Origin of the sequence: Indolivaga alginatilytica (genome assembly GCF_003201355.1) — a bacterium.
Taxonomy (GTDB): Bacteria; Bacteroidota; Bacteroidia; order Bacteroidales; family Dysgonomonadaceae; genus Dysgonomonas_A; species Dysgonomonas_A alginatilytica.
In genome coordinates, this window is sequence record NZ_QICL01000028.1 from 25,857 (window position 1) to 51,877 (window position 26,021).

General features: G+C 34.4%; 27 protein-coding genes. 9 read left to right on the plus strand and 18 right to left on the minus strand.

The features are described from left to right. Positions 1 to 17: 17 nt before the first annotated feature. The 7 genes from CLV62_RS17145 to CLV62_RS17175 all read right to left on the minus strand — a co-directional run bounded on the left by CLV62_RS17145 (position 18) and on the right by CLV62_RS17175 (position 5,712). Positions 18 to 659 (minus strand): carbonic anhydrase, encoded by a 642-nt coding sequence (locus tag CLV62_RS17145; RefSeq protein WP_110312005.1) that lies wholly within the window; start codon positions 657 to 659, stop codon positions 18 to 20. Then, a complete protein-coding gene (gene coaE / locus CLV62_RS17150; protein WP_110312006.1) occupies positions 656 to 1,234 on the minus strand; it encodes a dephospho-CoA kinase in 579 nt (192 codons plus the stop codon). Before coaE ends, CLV62_RS17145 begins: the two co-directional genes overlap by 4 nt. Next, a complete protein-coding gene (locus CLV62_RS17155; RefSeq protein ID WP_110312007.1) occupies positions 1,231 to 2,226 on the minus strand; it encodes a YbbR-like domain-containing protein in 996 nt (331 codons plus the stop codon). Before CLV62_RS17155 ends, coaE begins: the two co-directional genes overlap by 4 nt. A gap of 137 nt (positions 2,227 to 2,363) precedes the next feature. Continuing rightward, positions 2,364 to 2,681: a preprotein translocase subunit YajC gene (gene yajC / locus CLV62_RS17160; protein WP_110312008.1), complete on the minus strand. Its 318-nt coding sequence runs from the start codon at positions 2,679 to 2,681 to the stop codon at positions 2,364 to 2,366. A gap of 108 nt (positions 2,682 to 2,789) precedes the next feature. Continuing rightward, positions 2,790 to 3,716 carry a transcription antitermination factor NusB gene (gene nusB, locus CLV62_RS17165; RefSeq protein ID WP_110312009.1) on the minus strand — a complete coding sequence of 309 codons (927 nt, stop codon included), beginning with the start codon at positions 3,714 to 3,716 and terminating at the stop codon, positions 2,790 to 2,792. Positions 3,717 to 3,912: 196 nt separating this feature from the next. Further along, positions 3,913 to 4,596 carry a TIGR02117 family protein gene (locus CLV62_RS17170; RefSeq protein WP_221409253.1) on the minus strand — a complete coding sequence of 228 codons (684 nt, stop codon included), beginning with the start codon at positions 4,594 to 4,596 and terminating at the stop codon, positions 3,913 to 3,915. A 156-nt stretch (positions 4,597 to 4,752) separates the two neighbouring features. Next, positions 4,753 to 5,712 (minus strand): SDR family oxidoreductase, encoded by a 960-nt coding sequence (locus CLV62_RS17175; RefSeq protein WP_110312011.1) that lies wholly within the window; start codon positions 5,710 to 5,712, stop codon positions 4,753 to 4,755. Between the two features lie 127 nt (positions 5,713 to 5,839). On the opposite strand from CLV62_RS17175, the gene CLV62_RS17180 reads away from it, so the two are divergent. Continuing rightward, positions 5,840 to 7,006 carry an AIR synthase-related protein gene (locus CLV62_RS17180; RefSeq protein WP_110312012.1) on the plus strand — a complete coding sequence of 389 codons (1,167 nt, stop codon included), beginning with the start codon at positions 5,840 to 5,842 and terminating at the stop codon, positions 7,004 to 7,006. Positions 7,007 to 7,332: 326 nt separating this feature from the next. On the opposite strand, the gene CLV62_RS17185 is transcribed toward CLV62_RS17180, so the two are convergent. The 6 genes from CLV62_RS17185 to CLV62_RS17210 all read right to left on the minus strand — a co-directional run bounded on the left by CLV62_RS17185 (position 7,333) and on the right by CLV62_RS17210 (position 11,834). Then, entirely contained in the window at positions 7,333 to 8,061 is a 729-nt protein-coding gene (locus CLV62_RS17185) for a glycoside hydrolase family 25 protein (protein ID WP_110312013.1), read from the minus strand. Between the two features lie 92 nt (positions 8,062 to 8,153). Further along, positions 8,154 to 8,675, minus strand: coding sequence for a KdsC family phosphatase (locus CLV62_RS17190; protein ID WP_110312014.1), 522 nt, complete (start codon positions 8,673 to 8,675; stop codon positions 8,154 to 8,156). 7 nt (positions 8,676 to 8,682) lie between these two features. Then, positions 8,683 to 9,447 carry a Rossmann-like and DUF2520 domain-containing protein gene (locus CLV62_RS17195; protein ID WP_110312015.1) on the minus strand — a complete coding sequence of 255 codons (765 nt, stop codon included), beginning with the start codon at positions 9,445 to 9,447 and terminating at the stop codon, positions 8,683 to 8,685. Positions 9,448 to 9,454: 7 nt separating this feature from the next. Then, complete coding sequence (locus tag CLV62_RS17200; protein WP_110312016.1) at positions 9,455 to 9,778, minus strand: LiaF transmembrane domain-containing protein; 324 nt, start codon at positions 9,776 to 9,778, stop codon at positions 9,455 to 9,457. A gap of 30 nt (positions 9,779 to 9,808) precedes the next feature. Then, the gene (locus tag CLV62_RS17205; RefSeq protein WP_110312017.1) at positions 9,809 to 10,348 is read right to left on the minus strand and encodes a nitroreductase family protein; all 540 of its coding nucleotides are present in this window, start codon (positions 10,346 to 10,348) and stop codon (positions 9,809 to 9,811) included. A gap of 115 nt (positions 10,349 to 10,463) precedes the next feature. Beyond that, complete coding sequence (locus CLV62_RS17210) at positions 10,464 to 11,834, minus strand: sugar transferase (RefSeq protein WP_110312018.1); 1,371 nt, start codon at positions 11,832 to 11,834, stop codon at positions 10,464 to 10,466. A 192-nt stretch (positions 11,835 to 12,026) separates the two neighbouring features. Between CLV62_RS17210 and CLV62_RS17215 the strand changes: the two genes are divergently transcribed. From CLV62_RS17215 to CLV62_RS17250, 8 genes are all read left to right on the plus strand, one after another. Continuing rightward, positions 12,027 to 13,100: a glycosyltransferase gene (locus CLV62_RS17215; RefSeq protein ID WP_110312019.1), complete on the plus strand. Its 1,074-nt coding sequence runs from the start codon at positions 12,027 to 12,029 to the stop codon at positions 13,098 to 13,100. A gap of 4 nt (positions 13,101 to 13,104) precedes the next feature. Next, on the plus strand, positions 13,105 to 14,166 hold the full coding sequence (locus CLV62_RS17220; protein ID WP_110312020.1) for a glycosyltransferase family 2 protein: 1,062 nt from the start codon (positions 13,105 to 13,107) through the stop codon (positions 14,164 to 14,166). 6 nt (positions 14,167 to 14,172) lie between these two features. After that, the gene (locus tag CLV62_RS17225) at positions 14,173 to 15,459 is read left to right on the plus strand and encodes a hypothetical protein (RefSeq protein WP_110312021.1); all 1,287 of its coding nucleotides are present in this window, start codon (positions 14,173 to 14,175) and stop codon (positions 15,457 to 15,459) included. Continuing rightward, positions 15,422 to 16,468, plus strand: coding sequence for a glycosyltransferase family 4 protein (locus tag CLV62_RS17230; protein ID WP_245904112.1), 1,047 nt, complete (start codon positions 15,422 to 15,424; stop codon positions 16,466 to 16,468). Before CLV62_RS17225 ends, CLV62_RS17230 begins: the two co-directional genes overlap by 38 nt. Before the next feature lie 101 nt (positions 16,469 to 16,569). Beyond that, positions 16,570 to 17,409 carry a glycosyltransferase family protein gene (locus CLV62_RS17235; protein ID WP_110312023.1) on the plus strand — a complete coding sequence of 280 codons (840 nt, stop codon included), beginning with the start codon at positions 16,570 to 16,572 and terminating at the stop codon, positions 17,407 to 17,409. Position 17,410: 1 nt separating this feature from the next. Then, positions 17,411 to 18,466 (plus strand): glycosyltransferase family 4 protein, encoded by a 1,056-nt coding sequence (locus CLV62_RS17240; RefSeq protein WP_110312024.1) that lies wholly within the window; start codon positions 17,411 to 17,413, stop codon positions 18,464 to 18,466. 11 nt (positions 18,467 to 18,477) lie between these two features. Beyond that, positions 18,478 to 19,329: a beta-1,6-N-acetylglucosaminyltransferase gene (locus tag CLV62_RS17245; protein ID WP_110312025.1), complete on the plus strand. Its 852-nt coding sequence runs from the start codon at positions 18,478 to 18,480 to the stop codon at positions 19,327 to 19,329. Then, positions 19,326 to 20,135, plus strand: coding sequence for a glycosyltransferase family 2 protein (locus tag CLV62_RS17250; RefSeq protein ID WP_110312026.1), 810 nt, complete (start codon positions 19,326 to 19,328; stop codon positions 20,133 to 20,135). The genes CLV62_RS17245 and CLV62_RS17250 overlap by 4 nt, the downstream gene beginning before the upstream one ends. Positions 20,136 to 20,194: 59 nt before the next feature. Here the strand turns inward: CLV62_RS17250 and CLV62_RS17255 are convergent, their stop codons facing one another. The 5 genes from CLV62_RS17255 to CLV62_RS17275 form a co-directional block, all read right to left on the minus strand. Beyond that, on the minus strand, positions 20,195 to 21,517 hold the full coding sequence (locus CLV62_RS17255) for an NAD(P)/FAD-dependent oxidoreductase (RefSeq protein ID WP_110312027.1): 1,323 nt from the start codon (positions 21,515 to 21,517) through the stop codon (positions 20,195 to 20,197). 134 nt (positions 21,518 to 21,651) lie between these two features. Then, positions 21,652 to 22,302 carry a DedA family protein gene (locus CLV62_RS17260; RefSeq protein WP_221409254.1) on the minus strand — a complete coding sequence of 217 codons (651 nt, stop codon included), beginning with the start codon at positions 22,300 to 22,302 and terminating at the stop codon, positions 21,652 to 21,654. A gap of 148 nt (positions 22,303 to 22,450) precedes the next feature. Beyond that, positions 22,451 to 23,095 carry a thiamine diphosphokinase gene (locus tag CLV62_RS17265; RefSeq protein ID WP_110312029.1) on the minus strand — a complete coding sequence of 215 codons (645 nt, stop codon included), beginning with the start codon at positions 23,093 to 23,095 and terminating at the stop codon, positions 22,451 to 22,453. Continuing rightward, positions 23,082 to 23,696 (minus strand): nicotinamide riboside transporter PnuC, encoded by a 615-nt coding sequence (pnuC, locus tag CLV62_RS17270; RefSeq protein ID WP_110312030.1) that lies wholly within the window; start codon positions 23,694 to 23,696, stop codon positions 23,082 to 23,084. Before pnuC ends, CLV62_RS17265 begins: the two co-directional genes overlap by 14 nt. Before the next feature lie 92 nt (positions 23,697 to 23,788). Then, complete coding sequence (locus CLV62_RS17275; RefSeq protein ID WP_110312031.1) at positions 23,789 to 26,014, minus strand: TonB-dependent receptor; 2,226 nt, start codon at positions 26,012 to 26,014, stop codon at positions 23,789 to 23,791. Positions 26,015 to 26,021 lie beyond the last annotated feature (7 nt).

A 26,021-nucleotide genomic window follows, 5' to 3' on the forward strand; every position in this document is an offset into this window, starting at 1 on the left:
AAGCAATTTATTTTGTCTTAACCAAGGCGAAATAAATTATGTATTCGATCGAATTCTTTATTTAAATCAATATCCAAGTCTCTGATCAGTCCTTCATTTATATCGTATACCCAACCGACAACACGCGGATAGCCTGTATTTTTGAAAGATTCCCGAACTTCTCTTATCTTGATAACATTGATACATTGCTCATAAATATTTATTTCAACAAAGCGTCGGTATCTTTCTTCCGGATCTTTTATTTGACTAAGTTCTTTTTCATATAACCTATATACGTCACGAATACTTCTCAACCAAGGGCTTATTAATCCTGAATCTTTAAATTCAATAGCAGCCTTTATTCCTCCACAGTTATAATGCCCACATACAATAATGTACTTAACATTCAGGTTTTGCACAGCATAGTTTATAACAGATAGCACATTGAGATCTGTATTTATAACCATATTGGCTATATTTCGGTGAACGAAAACCTGTCCGGGTCTAAGACCCATGATTTCATTGGCATGTACTCTGCTATCAGAACATCCGATATATAAAAAATCGGGGTGTTGCTCGTCTGCCAAATGGTGAAAAAACTCGGGATCTTCTTTTAATTTATTCTCAACCCAACGTTTGTTAGCTTCAAATATATCATTGTATAAATTATCTTCTATCATTTTATATTTTCAATTATTTCAATACATTGTTGTATTAGCGACTTTCTTTCATCGTTATACACGATATAGTCAGCTAACTTTAGTTTTTCATCATCGGATAATTGGCTGTTTATTCTCTCCAGAACTTTTTCCCGGGTAGTATTGTCCCGCAGCATTGTCCGTTCGATACGTTCTTCAAGAGGTGTATACACCATCATGACTTTGTCTGTCAACCGTTGCATACCCGATTCGTAAAGAATAGCAGCTTCGAGAGCAACTATATGATGATGTTGGTGGCTTTTGACCCACTCGCAATAGTGCTGATCAACTACAGGATGTATAATTGAATTAGCTATTGCAAGCTTGTGTTTATCATTGAAAATATAGGAGGCTAATAATTGTTTATTTAAAGCATGACCTTCGTATAGGTTATCCCCAAAGGCCTGCATTAATTTTTCGCGAACCACAGGAGACGATTCTGTGAGCTTTTTACTTTCTATATCGGCAATATAAACAGGTATATCCAATAACTTAATGATATTAGTTACAGTAGATTTTCCACTGCCAATCCCGCCTGTTATACCTAGCCTTATCATTGCACCTTTGTTGTTTTATATTCGAAAATAAACTCAACATTAGGCGGTGATATAGTAAGATTACGTACATAACTCGGGCTGGAAGTTATACGTACGGGAACAGAAGCCTGTTTTGAATCTTTTATACCATCGTAATCAATGGCAACCGAAAAGTCTTTAATCTTTATAGAATCTACTTCTGAAACTCCAACAAAGAATGAAAGTTTCACTTTTGAAGGAAAGAATTTAATGTTCAGATTTTCAGGTAGATTAATACATTCTACCGGTATATCTACATTCTTTTGAGTATATGCTTCTACAGGCACATCAATATCAACTACATCAGGTACAAACTTGATGTTCTTTAAAGATACTAATTTATATGATATTACTCTATCTGAGTTTAGTCCGCTTACAGTATCGCTTACCGTATAAGCAAACATCAATTTATCAAGATCGGGTTTTGCTGCATATGCAGTGACACTATCAGGAATAATTTTTATATCACTATTGAGAAAGTATCCGGGAGACAGATTTATCTGACCATCAAAAATCACGGGTATCTTTTTGTATTCAAGAATCGAATAATTGAAAGATATACGCAGAGGGTCGTAATTTAATATCTGGGTAGAAGAGGGAAGTGCCTTTCTTACATACATGTCGAATGTACTACCTTGTAAGACTTTACTCGAACTACTATTGATTATTGCTGAAACATCTAAACGTAATGTGTCTCTTGTCTTAAAATAGTATTTGAACATACTAAAACCATTATCTTTAATCCTCAAATTGATTTGAGAGGGTAAAGAATCCTGAAAAATTATGCTGTCCGGTACAGATACATATTTAATAGGAATTGAAATGGATGTTTCGAAAAATTGATTGTAAACCTGCATAAACCAGAGGATTGCAGCTATAATGACAAAAAAAGAAAAAGTCAGAATTTTTCTCCAAGATATTTTTCTTAAGAAAATTCTGACTTTTTGCCATATTTTATTTGCCGCATTGCTCATCGCTTATGCATCTTTATTTCGTCAATGTAATTTACTCTGTTCTATGAAGGAATTCCAACTATTTATTGCTATATTTTGGATTATGACAGTCTCTCTCTGATTGTTATATTTGCCAAAGCAATAAAAGGTCTGCTACCTTAAGCTTTAGGCGCACCTTCAGAAACTGCAAATACCGAAGCTTTATCTATTTTGATTCTTACGCTGTCAGCAATTTCAATTAGAAAGTAAGTGTCGCTAATTTCTTTGATTTTACCATGCACCCCTCCGGCTGTAATAATTTTGTCTCCAACTTTCATTGCCTGACGAGCTTCTTGCACTGCTTTTTGTTTCTTTTGTTGTGGACGTATCATAAAGAAATAAAATACCACAATAATAAGACCAAACATAGCGATTGTTCCCCATGCTCCTCCAGCTGGCCCTTCTGCCGCTTGTAAGAATACAATTAATGAATTCATAAAATTTATCGTTTTTTATTTTTATTAAGTCTCTTTCTACAAAGATACTTTTTTTTGTAAAATATAAAAGTGAAAACTGTATATCCTGCACTTTACGGTGCTAAGATTTTATTTTTTTAATAATTTGTTTTCGCTCTTTAGCTCTGTAACTATAGAATCAAGTATACCATTTATAAAAGAAGAACTTTTATGAGTGCTGTATGATTTAGCTATGTTTATATACTCATTCATGGTCACATTAATAGGAACAGATGGGAAAGCTAATAGTTCAGATACTGCGGTCTGCATAATTATCATATCCATAAAGGCGATTCTCTCAGATTCCCAGTTTTTTGCATATTTATCAATATAGTCACGAGCCAATTTTACATTAAACATCGTCTCTCTGAGTAGCTTAATCGCAAATTGACGATCTTCTTCGTCTTTAAACATCGGAAGTAAAGGTTGATTTGCTCCTTTTTCGGGATCAAATTTCTTGATTGTTTTAATAACAAATGATTGTACTATCTCAATGTCGTCATTCCAGAATAAGCTGTCGTCTTCTAAAAGATCATCTAATTGTTCTTCACAATAGATGAATGTTTTGAATACTTTTCTCCAGAATTCGCGATCTGTATCGTAGTCTGAAACCTCGTTAGCTAAATATTCAGCATAGATGTCAGAGTTTAAAATCTTTTCAAGTAAACTTCTTATATAGTTTTCGTGATCTTCCCACGATTGTGGTCTGTCTGAAACATATTTGTTGAATTGTTCATTGCTTTTTAATTGTTTGATGAACAAGTTCTCTGCTAATTTGGTGTTTGGATTGATGTCTTCATCGGTGGGCAGTAATTTCGCTTTACGAGATTCAAGACGTCTGGTGTGGGTATCAGTAATTTCTATAAGAAGAGCCAGCAGATAATAGTATAAGTCATACGACTTTTGAAGACTAAACATTAGTTCGGTTTCTGCTTTTTTTAGGTCTCCACTTTCATTTAGATAAGTAGAGTACAATACTTGTATAACCCGAATACGAATAAGAACGCGATTGATCATTGCTCAATAAGTAAATTTGAGGTGCAAAGGTAATGATTCCTGTCATATAATTGGTGCTAGATTGCTAGTTTTTCTTCTATTTTTGATTTTTCGTGCATATTGGCTAACAGAAAATATTTAATGATACATTTAAAGAGTATAACTATTTATTGCTGTTTTGCTTACCAAAGTAACAAATAGTTCTGCGAACTTAAAATTATCTGTAATGATAAAATATGCCAAATTCGTAAGGTGTCCATAAACATGCTTTTTGTCCGCTATTTTTGAGAGCACTATTTGCCCAAGAGTTGCAGGTGTGTACCATGCTGTAATGTCCTATAGCTTCATAAAAACTATCTGAATCTCCATAAGTAAGATTTGTTGGGATGAAAATAACATTTCCATTAGCATCTCTTTTAAAACTCTTTTGAATATATTGAACAAGTCTGGTATATTGCTCTTGGGATATGCTGATATGTTTACAATCGTTGCTTTCGACCATTTCTTTAAAGAATGTAGTATGAATAGCAGATGTGTTGAGTCCCAAAGTGGCCTTTAAAGCTAACTTGGGATTTAAATCCGACCACTCCGGAGTATTCATGTAAAACTCTTTATCACCCCATCCAAATCCGATATAATTATAAGTTGAATCTTTGCTTATTGTATCAGTAAATTTGATTTCTTTACTCCAATCTATTTGGTCTGATTTCACAGGTACAATAATATCGGTGTGCATACCATTGGTCGAAATATAAATATCTATTTCGGGCTTTGTGTCGGGTTCTTGAGATATAGTTATCCAAGAAAGAATGAGAGAGATTATGATATATGATAATAACGCTCCAACGATTATTAATAATGTAAGACCGATTACCTTTAAGATTTTCAATGTTATTTTCAAAATATATTATTTGATTATTAATAAGTAAATTCAACTATTTAATGCAATGTTTCAAAACAATAACTAACGCTTGTTGTTGCAATAGCCAAAGCAGTAAATAGTTCTGCGAACTTGGATTTCTAATTGAGTTATCTGATACAATTAGAATAACCCCATTTAATCAAATAACGTTATTCCTTCCATATATGTTCTATATTTTAGTGAAGGAAGTAACTCTTGCCTCATTCTTTTAGTATCACCATAGTAGGATACTCTGCCTATTTTTATAAAATCTCGTGTAAGAGGGCTTATTTTCCCTGATATGGATGAATAAAATTCAAAACAATGTGCTGCAGTCATTATCATCCAAAGAGGCATTCGCCAGGGTTTATGATTATTTTTGTAAGTTGTAATATCGTCAAGAAACTGCTGCAATGTTTGAATACCTTCATCGCCGATATGATATATTCCTTCAATGTTGGGCTTTAGTGCTGCTGCTATGGCGGCACTCACAAAGTCGTCTTTAGATATAAGATGAATATATGTGGGCTGTTTCCAAATGCCTAGTAAGTAGTGCCGGGCAAACCATTGAGCAGCATCGATCATTAATATGCCCTTCCCGTAGACCATCCCGACTCTTAATGAAACAGGTTCGAATTTATATTGCTCTGCATACTGGAAAAGTAACTTTTCTTCTTCTAATCTGGTTTGGGCATGTGACGATATTGGTTGACCGTTTAGTACCCCTGTTGCCGGATTTTGTGGTGTAGTTTCGCCCTCTACATGCGGAAAACTTATGAGAATAACTCTTTTAACTTGTTGTTTAGTTGCTACATTCAGTAGATTTTTGAAGTATTGAGTGTTAGTCTCGGGAAGAAATTTTTCAGGGTTTGCTTTAAATAATACTCCTGCGAAATGAACGATTGTATCCACATTGTTGAATGCTGCAAATAAGGTGTTCTCCTTGGCTAAATCTATTTTAAAAACAGAGACATTTTCTTTATCAGCTAAATTGTCGGATACTTTTTTAGTATGAATTAAAAGATTTAATTCCACATCTTCCTTTTGTAAGCCTAACGCTAATAGGTTTCCCAGATTACCTGCCGCTCCTGTTATAGCAATTCGTTGTTTTGTCATAAAAACTTATTTTGAGTCAATACCGAAAGACAAATATACCTTATATAAGTACGTCTCAAAGCTCTTTTTTTCTTACATTTGCAAAAAGTTATTAATAAGATTTAGAGAAACATTACATTAAATACCCATGAGTGATCAAAGATATAATCAGAGAGGTGTATCAGCCTCCAAAGAAGATGTCCATAATGCTATAAAGAACATAGATAAAGGATTATATCCCAAAGCTTTTTGTAAAATAATACCTGATGTATTAGGCGGAGACCCTGAATATTGCAATATCATGCATGCCGATGGAGCAGGAACTAAATCTTCTCTTGCATACATATATTGGAAAGAAACAGGAGATTTATCTGTTTGGAGAGGAATAGCGCAAGATGCATTGATTATGAATGTCGATGATTTACTTTGTGTAGGAGCTACCGATAATATTTTATTATCTTCAACAATCGGACGTAATAAGCTACTCATACCGGGAGAAGTTATCTCTGTTATTATAAACGCTACTAACGATTTGTGTGTAGAGCTTTCTCAATTAGGAGTAAATATATATCCTACGGGAGGCGAAACTGCCGATGTGGGCGATTTAGTTCGTACAATAATAGTGGATAGCACGGTTACTTGCCGTATGAAACGTTCGGATGTGATATCTAATGATAATATACAAGCGGGTGATGTTATTGTTGGTTTATCATCATCGGGGCAAGCAACATACGAAACTGAATATAATGGAGGAATGGGTAGTAATGGTTTAACATCGGCACGTCATGATGTGTTTGCCAATTATCTGGCTCAGAAATACCCTGAAAGTTATGATGCCTCTATTCCTGCTGATTTAGCATATTCGGGAGATAAAAAACTGACTGATACAATTGCTGACGTTTCTCTTGATGCAGGTAAGTTGGTGCTTTCTCCAACCCGTACGTATGCTCCTGTTATAAAACAAATATTGGAGCAGTTGCGTCCACAAATTCATGGAATGGTACATTGTTCGGGCGGGGCTCAAACAAAAGTACTTCATTTTGTAGATAAGGTGAAGATTATTAAAGACAATATGTTCCCTGTTCCTCCCTTGTTTAAGCTTATACATGAGCAATCGGGTACCGATTGGCAGGAGATGTATAAAGTCTTCAATATGGGGCATCGAATGGAGATTTATGTATCTCCCGAACATGCTCAAAAGGTAATTGATATATCTAAGTCCTTTAATATTGATGCTCAGATAGTAGGACGGGTCGAAGAATCGGCTAAAACAGAGCTTGTTATCGAAAGTGAATTTGGTACATTTCGTTATTAACAAACAAGTATTTTGATCTCTATATGAAAAATAGGTCATTTACCAATGGCTATAGTTGCCACAGTTTTAGGTACCTTTAGTCCATGTTATAGAGGTCTTTTTGTTTATATTATAAGTGAGAGGGTAATATGAGATAGTATTACCTTTTTTCGTATTGTATTAATAGAGATTTATGGGCTTAAGAAGCTAAAAATTCTTGATAATTTTTATTTTCCGGTAGATTTGGTATGATTGTATTCATTGTAACAATGACTTTCTTTATACTTCGCAATATACCTTATGCCCCTTTTTTATATTTATCACCCTCCTGATTGAAAAATAAACACTTATTTCATGAGTTTCTCAAATTCGTGTCGAGTTCCGGAAAATACATTTAAATCGACTAAGGTTTCTATCCCCTCAAGCTCACCTCTGTTTGTATACTGCCAGAATAGCCATTCTCTATCGTTATCTAATTGCGGCGTAGTTTGGATATCACGAATCCAGATAGGGTTCTCTGTAAAATTCTGAGTCAGGTACTTCTTGTAAAACTCCCATGTAGTGTAAATTACCACTTTTTTTCCATAGTGAGCTTCAATCGTTTTGATGTAGAGATCTATTTCATGAAGAATGTCCTCACGATAATTTTCTTTACTACAATTCCCCGAAAACTCAAGGTCGATGATTGGTGGCAGATTGGTACTATCTTTGGGAACAGAACCTATAAAATTCAGGGCTTGTAACTCTCCGTCCTTGCAGAATGTGAAGAAATGATATGCTCCTACAGCAATATTCAGGTTCTTAGCTTGTTGCCAATTCTCAACGAAACGAGTATCTTTAAAATCACCACCTTCGGTTGCCTTTATAAATGCAAATTGCACTTTTTGCTTATCAAGCTTATCCCAGTATATTTTCTTCTGGTGATGTGAGACATCAATTCCGTGAACAGGATAAAGCTCAACAGAGGGATAATTAAGTCTTATGTATCCGGAGTTATACACATACCTGATACCTATAAAACTAATAAAAGCTATAGCTAAACAAATAGAAGTGTATATAATGCGTTTTTTAGTCATTTAGGTAAATAAAGGTATTTACTTTTCAAGTTTACTAGTCATTAGAGAACAAGTTCATAAGCCCTAATATTAAAAAGGTCTGAGACCTCAATTTACCATCCGAATGCTTTGTCATTCATCCATGTGCCCTGCGTTTTCATAACTTGTTCTATAACGTCTCTGGCAACACCTTCTCCACCTTTTTTATGCGATATATATTTAGCAATACCTCTGATTTCGGGTGCTGCATCTGCAGGAGCCACAGGTAAGCCAACTGCTTGCATAACCTGATAATCGGGCAGGTCATCGCCAACGTAAATAATTTCTTCGGGCTTGTAGCCTGTTTTGGATAAATAATCATTGAAATCAGTTATTTTAATAGATGATTTCATGTATATATGTTCTATTCCCAAACGAGAGAAACGTAATCTTACAGCTTCCGTGTCTCCTCCTGTTATAATAGCTAGTCCATACCCTGTTTTGCATGCCAAATTGAGAGCATAACCATCTTTGATATTGACCATACGCATAGGCTCTCCTTCGGGAGACATAGGGATACTGTCAGGCGATAATACTCCATCTACATCAAAGATAAAGGCTTTTATTTTATTTAGATCGTAATTTATAGAACTCATATTTTTATTAAGACTTATTCGTTTTGTGTATATTCTTACTGATTAATGAATATATTTCCTTCAAATCAGGATCTTCTATCAAATCAATATGCTTTTGAATTACATTTTCATCGTAACGTATTGCGGGACCTGTCTGAGCCTCCTGAGGCGATAATGAGTGAACCTTAGAGGCCGTTTCGTCAATTAATGGCAAGAGTGTTTCGAATGGAATATTCTCTTTTTCTAAAATATGTTGAGAAATTGCATACATATGGTTTACAAAATTACAAGCGAATACACCTGTTAAGTGCAGATATTGACGTTTTTCCGAGGGCAGTGCGTATACTTTATCTGAGATTTGCAGGCAAATATTCTCTAATAAACTCAGATCATTCTTATTATTAGCTTCTATAAAGATAGGAATTTCACGGAAATTTAACTGTCTGTCTTTGCTGAATGTCTGGAAAGGATAGAGTACTCCGTACCTGTCAACATGACCTTTAAATATATCTGAAGTAATACTACCGGCTGTATGTAGCCATAGGCCATTATTCACCGGCATTTCTGCGATAAGTGAAGGTAATGCCGAATCTTTTACCGAAAATATATAGATGTCAGCATTGGTATCGACTTTTTTGATATCGGAGGTTGCTCTGGAGTTGACTTTTTTAGCTAATTCTTGTGCGGAACTATCAGTCCTGCTATATACCTGTTGAATATTAAACGAGTGTTTTGTTAATTCAACAGCCAAATGTGTGGCTAATTTGCCCGCTCCAATAAATACAATATTCATTAAAAGTCTATTTTTTTGCCGTTATGACCATAAAAAGTCCGATAATAACTAATATGACAGGGACAATTAACGACGAATAGTTATGAATCCAACCAAAAAAGAAATCGAAATTCATAATAACACCTATAGCCGTAAATACGATGCCCATTGTCTTCTCTGCCTTTGTAAATAGAAAGATGACACCGGCAATTATAAAGAAGGTACCAATATTCATAAGTTTGTCAGCATAGGGGATATTCGATAGTATCCCTGTCTTGCTGAGTAAATAAATGATACCGATAATAAGAATCAAAAGACCATATGGAAGTCTGTTTCCTGAACTTTTAGCCATGTAAAAAGGTATTTAATGTTTTCTTTAAGTTTACTGCTTATTATTATATTTACCTATATGTACTTTTTCCCATTCTAATTTATCATCATCATGTGGAGGCTTTTCCTGATCTTTATGACCAAAAGCTATAATCGATAGAACTTGTAATTGCATAGGGATATCTAACAGGTCTTTTACATATTCTTCGGACAAAGTTTCCGCTGTTGTATAACGATCTCTGATTTGTATCCAACAACTGCCTAAACCTAAATCTTCGGCTTGAAGTTGCATCATTATAGAGGCTATAGAGCCATCCTCAATCCAGACACTGCTAGTCAGAGGATCAACGGCTACGACTATGGCTAAAGCACAATCTGCAATTAATTTGCTACCCATTTTTTTGCATAGCGAAAGTTGAGTTAATAACTCTTTATCTTCGATAGCAATAAAACGCCAGGGCTTTGCATTTTTTGAAGTAGGAGACTTTAGCCCCGCCTTTAAAATTAATTCTACTTGTTCTGCAGTAAGAGGCTCTGTGGTAAATTTGCGTATACTTCGCCTCTTAGTGATTAATTCAGAGAAATTATTCATTGTTGGTTTGGATAAATAATTTATTTAAATGAATGAGGTTTAACAATATATTTTCGAGTTGCAACAGGGTATACCGGAATATTAAATGGAGTAAGAAACTTTAATATTGCATTATTCAGTTCTTATCCATAAGTTTATTTATAAACTCTTCATGGTCTACAATATCGCGAACCCCCTCAGTACTGCTTTTCTTTAATAATACAGTTAAGGTTTGCATGATTAGTTTAATGTCTAAAGCAAATGAATATCCATTGATATATAACAGATCGTATTTTAGTTTATCCTTAACCGAAGTGTTGTATTTACCTTGTACCTGAGCCAATCCTGTTAACCCTGCTTTAACTCTGTGGCGCAAATTATATTCGGAAATCTCTTTACAATATTGGTCTACAAAAAACGGGCGTTCGGGGCGTGGTCCTACAATACTCATATCGCCTTTAAGGATATTATAAATTTGAGGTATTTCATCCAATCGTGTTGCTCGTAAGAAAGCACCTAGTTTGGTGATTCTATTATCGGATTGTTGTGCTAAGGTGGGTCCTGAAGCTGCTTCAGCATTTTCAATCATTGTTCTGAATTTATAGATGAAAAACGGTCTGTTGCCTCGCGTAATACGCTCTTGTTTATAAAATACGGTACCTCCTCCAATTTTCAAGCATAAAGCAACAAATAAACCTGGGATAAATGCTACAATAAAAGCGATGGAGCATAGTAAAATATCTAAAATACGTTTAGCAAAATCGTGCTCTATATTTATATCAAACTGCCTTACTTTTAGGACAGGGGTATCTTCTATTTGAATAAAATTGGCATTAAATAAAAATATCTCTTGAAATTTAGGTTCGTAAAAAAACTGTTTGTTTTTTTTGACGCAATCTTCAGCCATTTCTTGTTTTTTGCTTTCATCTACATCATCTGATATGAAGATCAAATCAGAATTTGCTACATATTTCTCCAGATTAGAAGATTCGGGAGTACAAATATGTGTAACATTAGACCAAATACCTTTCGAATGCAGTAATTTCAGAGCCAGATATTTGGCCTTGTCATATCCGATAACTAAGACTGTTTTCAGTACATTGTCTCTAAGATATTTTTTGTTAATATATAAATGCCAGAGTGTTAATAAAACGACCTGAACTATGGAACTGACAATTAATATACTTCTCGGATAAGCCAGCCTTCTTGTAAGGAAACTCATAGCCATTGTTAACATAAACAAACAAAGGATTGCCACAGTGACAGAATAAGCCACACCAAATAATGTAAACTCCTTAGGTTTATCAAGTTCAAATACATGCCCAACAATCAGGTAAAACAAACCGATATATGGAGCCATAGATATGATGGAGTATAAATTGTCGTTATATGCAGCCAGACTATCAGCGAAGTATAAATACGCAAGATAGGTTGATAGATAAATGATAATGAGATCTACGAGTAAAATAAACATACTAAACCCCCTTCTCGTAAATAGTCTTTCCATATATAATTTCTAAAATTGTTAAATCCTAAATTTAGTATTGATTTGCAAATTTAGAAAGATATTACTAAAAAAGGATATATTCTAAATTTTAATTAATAGAAATAAGAACTAGGAAAGATCGGATGTCTTCATTATTTTTGACTAAAAAGGAATATCTTTGTATTTTGCTATTAATTTAGGAAGTTAAAAAGGATGAGAATATTTCAAGTTATAACTGTATCAGAATTTGGTGGAGCTCAGTCTGTTGTGGCGAATCTTGTTCAAGGTTTGAATGACGATGATGAAGTCTTTATTCTATATGGCGGAAACGGTGAGGCTTGGAAGCCCCTTACGAGAAAAGTGAATCTCATTAAAATCTGTGAGCATCGTAAGGAAGTTTCTTGGAAGGATATGTTTTTGGTTTTTAAATTGCTACGCCTAAGGCTTAAATATAAGCCGGATGTTGTTCATTTGCATTCTTCTAAAATGGGTGCTATAGGGCGCATTGTCTTTAATCCTAAAACAATCGTTTATAGTGTACATGGATTCGATTCTATAAGAAAAGCATTTCGGAAATTTTTGATTGTAGAGAGATTGTTAAAAAATAGAGCTGCTAAAATAGTTGGAGTAAGCCAATATGATGTAGATTGTTTAAGAGAAGAAGGAATATCTCATAATGTTGAGCTTGTTTATAATGGAGTTGCAGATCATAAAGCGGATGATACGGCCTCTCTGGAAGATTCAAGTTTAAAACGTAAGATAGAGGATATAAGGGGTAAATATTCTAAGGTTATAATGTGTGTTTCGAGAATATCTGCTCAGAAAAAGTTCGATTTATTTCTTGATATTGCAAAAGAAAAGTCTGAATATGCATTCATATGGATCGGTAATAAAGAAATAATAAATGATCTTCCTTCTAATGTGTTTTGTTTAGGTGAAACACATTCAGCATATATCTATTTTCGATATGCAGATGTTTTTATTCTGCCTTCCAATTATGAGGGGTTGCCTATTTCCTTATTAGAAGCTTTATCTTTTGGTATTCCTGTTGTAGCCTCTGATGTGGGAGGAATTGGGGAAGTTCTGGATGGAAAGAATGGTTTTGCTGTGGAGAATAATGTTCTATCTTTTACGAGTAAAATCGATTATGTTTTAGATGATTCAAGAAATCAAGTAATGCGGCTAAATGCACGGGATTCTTACTTGAAAAATTTTACAATAGATAAAATGGTAAAAGGATATACTTCTATATTTAAGGCAATATATAATAAAGGAAAACGTTCATAAAGATATGTCAAAACCTCTGGTGTCAGTTTTAATACCTTGTTATAATGTCGAGAATTATGTGATCGAATCGGTTTCTTCCATAATGACTCAAACATATACTAACTTGGAGATCATTATTATAAATGATTCATCTTCTGATGGTACCGCCAATAAACTGGAAGAATTGGCTCGTAAGGATCAGCGAATCAAGATTTATAATAACGATGTAAATCTAAGATTGATAAAGACCTTAAATAAAGGTGTAGAATTATGTAACGGTAAATACATCGCTCGTATGGATGCGGATGATATCTCTTTTCCGTCGAGGATAGAGAAACAGGTGGATTTTCTGGAACGAAATCTTGATTACGATATTGTAAGTACAATGTTTTATACCTTTAAAACCGATAATTCGAAGCGTAACTTGTATATAAATCCGGTAACACATGAAGAATTGCAGGCTTATCTTTTATTCAGATCCGGCATTTGCCATCCTGCAGTAATGATTCGTAAAACTCTTTTTACCGAATTAGGATTGAAATTCGAAGAGAAATATCTTCATGTTGAAGATTATGCTTTATGGTCTAAAGCTTTATATTGCACAAGATTAGCAAATATAAATGAACCTCTTTTATATTATAGGGTTCATGAATCTCAAGTTTCTTCATTAAATGAAAAAAAACAAATCGGAAATAAAAAGGAAGTGTTTAGAATTCATTGTGAAAAATTAGGATTGTCGTCAACTGAAGAAGATTTAGATATATACGCATCAGTAGCAGAATGTGTTCCTTTGCATTCAACTATGGAATATCTTAGTAGATGTGAGCATTTTATGAAAATATTGTTAGATAAGAATAAGAGCAACCAATTTTGTTCTTCAGATTATTTAGAGAAAATCATCTCTTTACATTGGATTCGGATTTGCGCTAATTCAAGATTGGGAGTTCGGGTTCTAAATAAATGTTTTACATCTCCGCTATATAATAAAGATTATTATAAAAGACGAGATGTTTTAATTTTGCTGATTAAGTGTACATTTAAGATGGAGTACAAAAAATCATTTCTGTATAAATTGGTATTTAGATAAAATCTTATGAAAAGGATATTATTAATAACGATATTATTTGTTTTTCTTTTTTACACACTATATCCACAGGCTCTATCGTTCTTTGGATACTCTTTTCTATTTACATCCGGGGCACTAGGTCTTGCCTGGTATTTCTATAACGGAAGACCTTTTCCTGAGGTTGTTAATATCTTCTTATCGTATATCCCATTTGTATTCGCATGCTTTCTTACTAGTTATTTAACTCCATACAAAGATCCATATATGATGGATTATACAAAAAGTCAAATTGCCTGGATATTTGGTTCGTATTTTATTGTTACTCTTTTCTTTATAGTGCACCCGCGAGGAAGTTTCACTTTATTTCTTTATTACATAGTTGCAGCCATATTTGTACAGTGTGTCATTTCTATTGCTATGCACAAAAATGAAGTCATTCGGGATTTTTTCAATTCCTTGCAAATGATAGATGTCGTTGCATTGGCAAAGAGGCAAGAAACAGAAGGTGCGCGTTTGCTGGGATATGGAGTTGCTTTTTTTGGTGCAGGTATTTCATGTGGTTTTGCTCTTATAATTCTGGTATATATTATATTAAGAACAAAGTTAGACCTATTTGCACTTATTCTGCTTGGGGGAGTCTATTGTTTTATTCTATATGTAGGGCTTCTTTCAGCGAGGACTACATCCATTGGTCTTTTTGCAAGTATTATTTTAGCCGTAATTCTTATTTTTATTGGTGATGAGAAGAATACACAAAGGAAACAGTTTTATCGATTTTTGGCAATTGGAGCTTTATTTGGCTTTATAGGGCAGGCACTTGCGTATATTTATTTTCCGGAATTTGCTGATTGGGCATTTGAGGCCTTTATAAATTTCAGTAAAACAGGAAAATTTAGAACAGCTTCCTCTGATGGGCTGGGAGAAATGTTTCAGACACCACATACATTTGACCAATGGCTATATGGATGGGGAGTTATGTCATTTTGGGGTAGTGATGTGGGATACACACGTTTGCTATTTTATGTTGGGCTACCGGGTACTATAGCTTACTTCTTTTATCAATTTATGCTAATAAAAATGTCTTTTACTAATGACAAGGCTTTTGTCTTTACCTTATTGGTAATGTATGCATATAACTTAGCTCTGAATTATAAAGGTTTGTCCGACTTAAATTTGTTTATGTATCTATTTGTATTTTATTTTCTTCATTATAGATATTATATTTATACACCACAATTATATAGACTTGGAAAATACAATCCGATTACACTTCGTAATGCCGTTCAAGGCTCGACGTCCCGCAGGAGGATTTAGAGTTATGTACGAATATGCAAATAGATTATCTGATTTAGGGTATGATGTGCATATAACTTATCCTTTGAATACAAGGTATATGGAGTATCGCTTACCATATATCGTGCGCTATTTGCTAACATATATAGAAGGCTTTAGAACAAGTAGATGGTTTGATTTCAGACCTAAAATATCAATGTCTTATGCTAATTCACTTAAAGATCAAAATGTTAGAGACTCAGACATTATAATAGCAACATGGTGGGCAACAGCCTTGGAAATGGGGGCTTTAAAAAATTCAAAAGGCAAAAAGATAAACCTTATTCAAGGATATGAAAATTGGACAGGACATGAGGATGAATTACATGCTTCTTATAATATGGAAGGTGTAACCAATATTGTAGTTGCTTCATATCTGAAAGAGATTGTTGAAAAATATACTGAAAATTCTACATTTCTTATACCCAATGCAATTGATAAAGATAAGTACAGAGTTTTAGAGTCTATAGAAGGAAGAAGATCAGCTTCAATTTGTATGCTTTACTCTATACAGGAAATCAAAGGATCGATTTATGGGCTTGAGGCTTTGGTACAAGTAAAGGAGAAGTATCCGGAATTGACTGTTGACTTATTTGGAATATGCCCGGAGCCTGATAACTTACCGGATTGGATTACTTTTTATCGGGATCCTAAAGATTTATGCTCGATTTATAATAGAAATGCTATATTTATATCCAATTCATTAACCGAAGGAATGGCATTAACCCCTATGGAAGCCATGTTTTGCGGTTGTGCAGCTATATTAACAGATATAAAAGGGCACGAGGAGTATGGAAAAGACAATGAAACAGCTCTTTTATATAAAGCTAAAGATTCAAATGAATTAGCTAACAAAATAATAAGTTTGATTGTTAATAATGAAAACAGGGTATCCTTAGCGGAAAGAGGCAATAGTTTTATACAACAATTTTCTTGGGATGTTGCAGTGGATAAAATGGATAAGATCGTTAAGAACTTAGTCCAAAATTAAGATGCAGATCCTTTTATTGCTTTTGGTGAGAGTGCGATAACCATAATTATTTATAGCTATAAAGTATAGAAATAGCTATTTTATATTACTTTAATGTTTAGATGAAAAGAAAAGTTGCAATTCTAATTCGTGTATATGATCGTGTTGAAGACCTGAAGTATAACCTTCAGATCATAAAGCGTACATGGACTGAATTTGATTATCATATTATTGTTGTAAGTAACGGCTATCCTGATGGTCACCGTATCAGTGCCGAATCAGTAAGTCTTATAGATAACTTTTTGGTATTAGAACATAACACAGGACATAAAAAAGGTAATTCTCAATTGTTATTGGAAGGGCAGAAATGTATTCCTGTCAACTGTGACTATACGGTTATACTCGAAGCTGATACATGGATGTATACCGATCGGACGGTCAAAGAGTATATTGAATTTATGGAGGAAGCATCCAAAGTGGTATGGGCTAGTGCAGACTGGTATGATAAGGATTATGCTTTGGCTCTGGATTTTGCTGTAATAAAATCAGACTTTATTCGCCAAAATCCCAAATTATTTGATTTCGAGATTTATCCGGAATGTTATATTGCCAATTATTTGAGGGATGCAGATGTAAGATTTAAATGGATAACCGAAAATATGCCTGTTCATGTACCTAGTTATGTATCTAAGTACCCGTATGTTGATGATTCGGTTCAAAGACGGTTCTACGTTTTTCCCAAATCAAAAATGGTTACGCATCATATTGAATTCTTAAATGGCGGAATGCCGCAGAAGAAGCGTTATTTTAATATAGTTGCCAATTCGGATTTTTTTAAAGAAGAAGCTATATCTAATAAAGGATGGGAGAGGTTCAAAATGTATTTTTGGATTCGCTTAACTTATCTCTTTATCAAGAGAAGCTGGTTTAAAAAGAAGTATTATAGAGATATTACCCAATAATATGTTTGTAGTAAATGGTCGATTTTTAACACAAAAGCCAACAGGAGTTCACCGATTTGCTTTTGAGATATGTAATAAACTTCATGAACTTGGAGTTGACTTCTATGTGGCTGTACCAAAAGAAATTAATCCGGACTACATATTTACTTTTAAGACTGTTCAATGCGGATCGATGAGTGCCCATCTCTGGGAACAAATCAGTTTGCCTAAATATTTGAAACAGCAGGGAAACCCTTTGTTAGTAAGCTTTTCGGGGTGTGGTCCCTTAAACTATTCTAATCAGATAATTACAATACATGATGTCTCCCATGAAAGGCATCCCGAATGGTTTTCTAAAAACTATTGCCGGTTTTATGGCTATATGATGCCTCGGATAGGCAAAAAGGCTCATGCCGTTATTACAGTGAGCGAATTTTCGAAGAAAGAAATCGAAGAGACACTGGCTATTTCACCTGAAAAAATTCATGTAATAAATTGTAGTATTCCGTCTTATCATACTATTGATAATGAAATCGTAGAATTTAATAATAAAGAGTCGGAAAGATACATCGTATCAGTATCCTCAATGGATCCGCGAAAGAATTTTATTCGTCTAGTAGAGGCTTTTAATAGGATTGAAGACAAATCGGTAAAGCTATATATTATCGGGATGCAGTTTAAAGCATTTAATACACCGGATATGCAAAAACTCATTGGTCAAAATGTTATTCTAACAGGGTATCTCGATGATGAGTCTTTGCAAAGCATGTATAAGAATGCCTTATTCTCTGTATATCCCTCCTTGTATGAAGGCTTCGGAATACCACCTTTAGAATCCATGTCATATGGTTGCCCTGTAATAGCCTCAGATATACCTGCTTTGAAAGAAATAAACGAAGATGCAGCTTTGTATATAGATCCATTAAATGTTGCTGATATGAGCCTTAAAATGGATATGCTGATTCGTGATGTTGAATTGAGGCGAGAATTGAGCGAAAAGGGTAGGGAGCAGGTTCAAAAATATTCATGGGATAAGTCAGCCCGACAAGTTCTCGATCTGGTGAAACTATATTCATAATTTATTTTGTTATGAAAGTAGCCTTGTTAATTCATGCACATACTAACCCTGAGCAGCTTGCCCGATTAGTATCCCGTCTTAGACATCCCCATGTAGATATCTTTATCAATGTGGATGGGAAGGTTAATATACAGCTTTTCAAAAATGTTATAGAGAATGTATATTTTTTGGATGACAGGGTAGAGGTTGTTTGGGGGAGATTTTCCCAATTACAACAAATCCTCAATTCATTTAATGAGATAGCCGATACAAAAGTTCCATATTCTCATATTTTATTTATCAGTGGCTTGGATTATCCCATTGTGCCGATGTCTGAGATTGTAGAATTTCTATATAATAATCCGAATAAAAGTTATATAGACTATTTTAAATTAGGAGATGACGATTGGTCTAACTTAATGAGAAAGCGTTTCGAATATTGGTTCTTTTTGCCTGAAAATGATATCCGGAATAACCACATTATAAAGAAAATTCTTAAAAAAGTGGGTTTCAAACGTAAATATCCATTTCCTGAGGTGTACTATGGATCTTGTTGGTTTACCTTATCCATGGAAGCAGTAAACTATTTACTGGATTATACGGGAAAGAATCCGAATATATTGGATTTTTTTAAACATACAGGATGTTCCGACGAATTATATATTCAATCGGTACTATTAAACTCTCCACTAAAAAAAGATATGGTAAAGGAGATTTATCGATTCTTTGATTGGGGAGATAAAGGCAAAAGTCCAAAGATACTGACATCGGAAGATTTTCCTCAGATAGAAGTTTCTAAGGCTTGGTTTGCACGCAAGTTAGATATAAATATCGATAGTCAATTAATGGATATGTTAGACAAATTAAATGCTGAAAAACAATGATTCAAGATAAGGTATCGGTTGTAACCGTTGTATATAATGCAGTGTCTATAATAGAAGAAACAATTAAAAGTGTATTATCCCAAACATACACTAATATTGAATATATCGTTATTGATGGAGGTTCTACAGACGGTACTGTCGAATTGATAAAGAAATACGAAGATCAGCTATACATATTTGTGAGTGAGCCGGATAAAGGTATCTATGATGCCATGAATAAAGGTATAGATAAGGCTACGGGTAATTGGATTAATTTCATGAATGCGGGAGATCATTTTTACTCACCTGATGCGGTCTCTGAGATTTTTGATGTACAAGAAGACTATTCTAATTATGCTACGGTCTACGGTGATGCTGAATACCGTTTAAAATCATTTTCGTATATACGACAAGGCTATGAGTGTGATAGAGATCACTTTATGCCATTTTCGCATCAGGCTGCTTTTGCCCGGGTTGATGTTGCCAAGAAGAATAAATTTAATCTTAAATATAAGATAGCTGCCGATACAGAATTCTTCCTTCGGTTGAATAGAGAAGGCTATGTATTGAAACATGTTTCCGTTATTGTTTGCTCTTATGATGCTTCGGTTGGTATAAGTATGAATAGCGAAGTGAAGCATGCGAAAGAATTTGTAGATATGCAAATAGCGTATGGCGCTCCTAAAGATTCTTCTTACTTCAAAAAATATATAAGAAATGCTTACCTGAGGCAATATATGAGACGTTTGATACCTCATTTTATATGGGAAAGAATGAGAGAAAACAAAATAAAGAAGCAAACCGATATAACAATAAAAGAGATCTGATTCAGATCTCTTTTATTGTTTAAGGTCTTAGACCTTTTTATTGCTTTGGTAAATAAACCTTAATTATTCTTTTCCCTTTCGTCTATCTCATCATACATTTTATCGTGTTTAGGACGGATAAATAAGCGAAGCGAAACATCATAAGTAACATAACTCCACACCCAGTCGATAAAAACAGATACTTTATTCTTCATTCCTACAATAGAAAGGATGTGTACCCATAGCCACAACCACCATGCAACGGTTCCTCCAAAATGAAGTTTCCATATATCTGCTACGGCTGCATTTCTACCGATAGTAGCTAATGATCCTTTGTCTGTATAGGAAAATTTCTCTTTTACGGTATAACCCTTAGCTTCCTGATTAAGATTATTAGCTAAGTTTTTTGCCATTTGCATTGCTACCTGAGCAACCTGTGGATGACCCTTAGGTGAATTGTTTGAAATAAGCAAGCATGTGTCACCAATAGAATATATATTGTTATAACCGATAACTTCATTGTATTCGTCTACAAGAATACGGCCTCTGTTGTAAGAATCTTCTTTCAATCCGGCTAAGCTATTAGGCTTAACACCTCCCACCCAAAAAACATTGTGTGAATGGAGTTTTTCGCCGTTAGATAATTCTACATACGGTTTATTATAGTCCTTTACGGATATATTCTGATGGATAATAACACCTCTGTTACGTAATGTTTCCTCTGCCTTTGCCGAAGATTCTTCCGACATTGCAAATAATAAGCGTGGAGAAGCATCTACCAAGTGTATTTCCATCTTATTAAAGTCTAACTCCGGATAATCCTTAGGTAGTATTGTTTTTTTCATATCCGCCAAAGCTCCCGATAGCTCAACACCTGTTGCTCCGCCTCCAACAATAACGAAAGTAAGTAACTCTCGCACTTTTTCGTCCGTCCTGGCACTTAACGCTTTTTCGAAGCTGAAAAGAATTCTATTTCTAGCCAGTAACGATTCGGAAATAGATTTTAAAGCATATGTCGATTCTTTGAGGCTGTCATTCCCAAAATAATTGGTATCACAACCTGTTGCTATTATCAGATGATCGTATTTTATAGACCCAATACTGGTTTCAATGATCTTTTCATCGGCTAAAACCTGTTTTGCATAACAAGTTCTAAAGTGAAAATCTTTCTTTCTTTGAAATGTTTTTCGATGCGGATAGGATATAGAACTGGGCTCTAAACCTCCAGTTGCTACCTGATACATCAAAGGCTGAAACTGATAGTAATTTACTTTATCAATTAATACAACCTGATAATAAGCCGAATCGATTTTACGAGCTATTTCCAAGCCGGCAAAACCACCTCCGATTATAACGATTCTTTTTTTTGACTGACAGTCAGGTATATTTGCTATTGCTTCCATTTATTTTATAGTTAAGGTCTCAGACCTATTTGGTGTCTATTCAAACATACTAAGTAACCGCTAGTTATGATTTTTGAATGTGACAGTAAATATTTTAATTACTTTAAATAAATGAGTTATGCAGAATGCTTGTTTTAAGCTTCTTTTTTGCTCTTAGCTCTTTCTCTGATTACTTCAACGATAGCCGGTACAATCGAAAGAAATATAATCGCTACCATTAGTAGTTTAAGATTTTGTTGTACCCACTCAATAGTACCTACGAAATAACCTAAAAGTGTAAATAACACAACCCATATTACACCTCCTATAACATTATATGCTGCGAAATGTTTATATCCCATGTGTCCCATTCCTGCAACGAAAGGAGCGAATGTACGAACGATTGGAACGAAGCGGGCTAAGATGATTGTCTTACCTCCGTGCTTTTCGTAGAATTGATGGGTTTTCTCTAAATAGCTTTGTTTAAATATCTTGGAATCGGGATTGCTAAAGAGTTTCTCTCCAAAGAAACGCCCAATTGTATAGTTTACTCCATCGCCCAAAATAGCAGCTGTGATGAGTATTATATTTAGAATGATAATGTTAAAATCGCCGGTAACATTGGATGCTGCGAGAGCTCCTGCTACAAATAGGAGAGAATCTCCCGGTAAGAATGGAGTTACCACCAAACCAGTTTCACAAAAAACGATTAAAAAGAGAATAGCATATACCCATACGCCATAGTTTTCAACAAGTTCCAATAAGTGTCTGTCGATGTGAAGGATAAAATCGATAATAAAGTGTATAAATTCCATTGATTAAGTAGTATAAACAACATCAATATTAATGTGAGACAAAGATATTGCTTTTTTATCGTTAATAAAAATACTGTAAAGGCTAAAATACAGCTATATCAGGCTTTATCAATTTTAAAATTAAGGCTATGTTGCAATGTCAGAAAGCCCTGAATACAACTAATTTTCCTGTAGTTTTTATTGTAAAAGTATGGTTTTCAGCCTCATTTAATGTTGCCTGCCACCAATTGGTAAATACTCTTTTATGTATCGGATATTTCAAATCATATGTTGTTACCTCACAAGGTGCAATACAAAATATGGAAATTTGCTGACCGGGATAGGTTTCAAAAACACTTGAAGTGTTAATAGCATTAAATACGCCATAATTGGTGATCATACATATATCATCGATATATTCTATATAATCAGCTAATAAACCGATATTAGCAATGCAATGGTCTTCTCTTTTACCCGTTCCTCCCAGAATGATTAGGTGTTTCTTGTCTTGATCGGAGCAATATTGTACTGATTTTGTAAGATCGTTAGTCTCCTGTTCCTCAATTTGGATAATAATATCCTGATACTTCATTCTGTTTTTTTCAGATAACGAATCGCAGTCACCTACAATAGCCTGAGGTGTAACCTTAGTTTGAGAAAGTGTATCAATAGCACCATCACAACATACAATATAGCGATTATTATGCAAAATAGAAAGGGCTACATCATGAGTAGGGAATTCTCCATCAGCCAATATTATGGCATCGGCTTTAGTTGATGCAGTAGGGTATTTATATGTTTTCATTTATTTTGTTTGTTATCATCTTTCTCCATCTTAGGTATCCGAATACAGAAACTATACTGTAAACAAGGTACATAACAGAAGTTGGGTATAAGTCCTGATATAAGTATAAAAAAACAGATACAATGTTTATAACAATGAGTAAAAGCCATTGTTCAACATACTTCTGAGCGAGCATCCACATGGCTACAATGCTAATTGTAGTAACAAAACTATCGCCATATACGACTCCACTATCGGTATAAGTTTGTAAAACAAATACAATAATGCCAAAGATAATAATCGCGGCTACAGTAAGAGGCAGAAATAATCGGGTAGGGGTGTGTAGCAGTCCTACTTCGTTAGTTACACCGGCGTCTTCACTGGAAGGCTTATGCCATTTTATCCATCCGTATATTCCTGCCAAGATATAGTATATATTAATAGAGGCAAACGCGTAGAATCCGGCATGTATAAATACAAACGTATAAAAAGAGGACATAATAATACCTGCCGGCCACATTTTGAGATCGGCTTTATATTCGTAATAGAGATATAGTAGCCCAACGATGGCTCCTATAATCTCTACCCAATTTAATTCAATAAAATCTATGATATGTCTCATTTTAAATAAATGGAAGTATTTAATGATATACTCTCAAATTGTAACAGGTTATTGTTGTTTTACCTGCCAAAGTAACAAAAAGGTCTGATACCTTAAAATCTGATACCCAATTTAGCCATTATATTGAGAGGTGCTTGAGGAAATAATCCTGTATATACAACCTGTGTATTATCCTCAAACTTATCGGTAGATACCCATGCATTAGCTACATATTCTTTATTAAATATATTGTTTACAAAGAATTGAAGATCAATTTCTCCCATTTTTTGAGTTTTGAATGTATATCCGATAGCCAGATTGCTTACAAAATAATCAGCTAATTGATTCTCTTTATTAGAGGTATTGTCATAATATTGTTTTCCAACATATTTATTGATAAGGGCAATAGACAATTTTTTGTAAGGTGTAACAGTAATTACTCCACTGCCCACAACATTGGGAGAGAAAGAAATATCTGTAGATTTGAAATGCTCAGAGGTTTGACCTACCAAATTCCAATCGGTTTGATTGTCATACAAATCGAAATAGGCAGTATAGTCTTTAATTTTGTTTCTGCTTATCGTTAGATTAGCATCTAAACGAATCCATTCCGCAACTTGATAAGCTCCGATCAGTTCTAAACCTAAACGATAACTGTCAGGTACATTTTCCATCAGTTTATAGCCAACATCGTTTAATTTACCTGTTTGAACCATCTGATCTTTATATTTCATATAATAGATATTGGCATTAAAGGAAGCCCCTCCCGATGCATATCTATACCCTAATTCGTAATCAAGCATTTGTTCAGGTTTGATTCGTTGATGGCTATCTCCCTTTACAGATTCTTTTATATCTGTCCGTAAAGGTTCGCGTTGAGCAAAAGATAATGACGCATACACTTCGTTTTTGCTATCAAAGGTATAAGAAAGCCCGCCTTTCGGGTTGAAGAAGCTAAAATAATTATTGTTGGTTATATTTTGCAAGTCATCATCAATGCCTTTCATTCTATAATCGATATATCGGTATTGAAGATCTCCGAATAAAGAAAAACGATCGGTTACTCTATAGGATCCCTTAGTGAAGATATTAAACTCTTTCTTGTTTGCATCATTGCGATACCATTCAAAATTGGTTGGAATATTTTGGTTGAAATTAGCCCATCTAAGCTGACCATAATGATCTCCTGCAAAGGAAGATACCATAACACCCCCAACCAAACCTAATTGATCCGTAGTGTAATTTAAAGTAATATTGCCTGTGTAAAAATCATTTTTCATCAGTTTTTGTCTGATAATATCAGAAGACTTATATAAGGAGTCATTCACAGCCTGAGGATCTAAACCAAATTTCTTGAATTTCTGATCCATTTTATAATTCTCATAGTATCCATATCCATGATTATAGTTAAATCCTACATTTAATGACAATTGATCACTCAAAGTATTAGAATAGGTTAGCTGTACTATGTTAGAATAATAATTATCTGTTTCATTATCATAATATTTTACATTCCCCGAAGCATCATAAAATCTGCCGGCAGTATTGTATCTTCGGTCTATTTTGATCTGTTCAGGACTAATTCCTTCCCATGTGATACCTGTATGCTGAATACCATTAATGTAGCTTAATTTTAATAGTTGATTATCTGTATAATAAGATAGTGCAGCATATGCAGAGTGATGATCTACTTTGCCATTACGGATATATCCGTCTCCTGTTACACGGGAATAACGGGCATCAAGAGAAAGTCCATTTTTCAAAATACCACTTCCTGCTGCAATAGTAGAAACAAAGGTATTATAACTACCGATAGCAGTCGATGCTTCACCGTATGCTTCGGGCTTTGCTCCTTGGCTTTTCATGGATATACTGGCTCCAAAGGCTCCTGCTCCGTTAGTTGAAGACCCCACACCACGTTGTACCTGAATGCTTTGCAGAGAATTAGATATATCGGGGATGTTTACCCAATATACTTCCTGACTTTCAGGATTATTGAGAGGCATTCCGTTCAGAGTTACATTGATACGGGTGGCATCTGTGCCTCGTATTCGGAGAGAGGTGTTTCCTACTCCCGAGCCATCTTCCGAAAAAGCAACTACAGAAGGCATTGTTTCCAGAATATAGGGAATATTCCTTGCTGCATTGTTTTCTTTTATTTTTATAGAGCTGATATTTGAAAATGCGATGGGAGCACGTTCGTTAACTCGGGTTGCCGATACAATAATCTCACTTAGATTTACTTGTTTCAGGCTGTCTGGAATTGGAATTTCTATTTCCTCAGAGAATAGAGAAATACTGGATAGAAAAATAGTGATAGATAATATTTCCTTTTTCATTTAAATA

What these genes read in the sequence shown, in the direction of transcription:
- CLV62_RS17145 (WP_110312005.1), bottom strand. Translation starts at nt 659, where the DNA reads ATGATAGAAGATAATTTATACAATGATATATTTGAAGCTAACAAACGT.
- coaE (WP_110312006.1), bottom strand. Translation starts at nt 1,234, where the DNA reads ATGATAAGGCTAGGTATAACAGGCGGGATTGGCAGTGGAAAATCTACT.
- CLV62_RS17155 (WP_110312007.1), bottom strand. Translation starts at nt 2,226, where the DNA reads ATGAGCAATGCGGCAAATAAAATATGGCAAAAAGTCAGAATTTTCTTA.
- yajC (WP_110312008.1), bottom strand. Translation starts at nt 2,681, where the DNA reads ATGAATTCATTAATTGTATTCTTACAAGCGGCAGAAGGGCCAGCTGGA.
- nusB (WP_110312009.1), bottom strand. Translation starts at nt 3,716, where the DNA reads ATGATCAATCGCGTTCTTATTCGTATTCGGGTTATACAAGTATTGTAC.
- CLV62_RS17175 (WP_110312011.1), bottom strand. Translation starts at nt 5,712, where the DNA reads ATGACAAAACAACGAATTGCTATAACAGGAGCGGCAGGTAATCTGGGA.
- CLV62_RS17180 (WP_110312012.1), top strand. Translation starts at nt 5,840, where the DNA reads ATGAGTGATCAAAGATATAATCAGAGAGGTGTATCAGCCTCCAAAGAA.
- CLV62_RS17185 (WP_110312013.1), bottom strand. Translation starts at nt 8,061, where the DNA reads ATGACTAAAAAACGCATTATATACACTTCTATTTGTTTAGCTATAGCT.
- CLV62_RS17190 (WP_110312014.1), bottom strand. Translation starts at nt 8,675, where the DNA reads ATGAGTTCTATAAATTACGATCTAAATAAAATAAAAGCCTTTATCTTT.
- CLV62_RS17195 (WP_110312015.1), bottom strand. Translation starts at nt 9,447, where the DNA reads ATGAATATTGTATTTATTGGAGCGGGCAAATTAGCCACACATTTGGCT.
- CLV62_RS17200 (WP_110312016.1), bottom strand. Translation starts at nt 9,778, where the DNA reads ATGGCTAAAAGTTCAGGAAACAGACTTCCATATGGTCTTTTGATTCTT.
- CLV62_RS17205 (WP_110312017.1), bottom strand. Translation starts at nt 10,348, where the DNA reads ATGAATAATTTCTCTGAATTAATCACTAAGAGGCGAAGTATACGCAAA.
- CLV62_RS17210 (WP_110312018.1), bottom strand. Translation starts at nt 11,834, where the DNA reads ATGGAAAGACTATTTACGAGAAGGGGGTTTAGTATGTTTATTTTACTC.
- CLV62_RS17215 (WP_110312019.1), top strand. Translation starts at nt 12,027, where the DNA reads ATGAGAATATTTCAAGTTATAACTGTATCAGAATTTGGTGGAGCTCAG.
- CLV62_RS17220 (WP_110312020.1), top strand. Translation starts at nt 13,105, where the DNA reads ATGTCAAAACCTCTGGTGTCAGTTTTAATACCTTGTTATAATGTCGAG.
- CLV62_RS17225 (WP_110312021.1), top strand. Translation starts at nt 14,173, where the DNA reads ATGAAAAGGATATTATTAATAACGATATTATTTGTTTTTCTTTTTTAC.
- CLV62_RS17230 (WP_245904112.1), top strand. Translation starts at nt 15,422, where the DNA reads ATGCCGTTCAAGGCTCGACGTCCCGCAGGAGGATTTAGAGTTATGTAC.
- CLV62_RS17235 (WP_110312023.1), top strand. Translation starts at nt 16,570, where the DNA reads ATGAAAAGAAAAGTTGCAATTCTAATTCGTGTATATGATCGTGTTGAA.
- CLV62_RS17240 (WP_110312024.1), top strand. Translation starts at nt 17,411, where the DNA reads ATGTTTGTAGTAAATGGTCGATTTTTAACACAAAAGCCAACAGGAGTT.
- CLV62_RS17245 (WP_110312025.1), top strand. Translation starts at nt 18,478, where the DNA reads ATGAAAGTAGCCTTGTTAATTCATGCACATACTAACCCTGAGCAGCTT.
- CLV62_RS17250 (WP_110312026.1), top strand. Translation starts at nt 19,326, where the DNA reads ATGATTCAAGATAAGGTATCGGTTGTAACCGTTGTATATAATGCAGTG.
- CLV62_RS17255 (WP_110312027.1), bottom strand. Translation starts at nt 21,517, where the DNA reads ATGGAAGCAATAGCAAATATACCTGACTGTCAGTCAAAAAAAAGAATC.
- CLV62_RS17265 (WP_110312029.1), bottom strand. Translation starts at nt 23,095, where the DNA reads ATGAAAACATATAAATACCCTACTGCATCAACTAAAGCCGATGCCATA.
- pnuC (WP_110312030.1), bottom strand. Translation starts at nt 23,696, where the DNA reads ATGAGACATATCATAGATTTTATTGAATTAAATTGGGTAGAGATTATA.
- CLV62_RS17275 (WP_110312031.1), bottom strand. Translation starts at nt 26,014, where the DNA reads ATGAAAAAGGAAATATTATCTATCACTATTTTTCTATCCAGTATTTCT.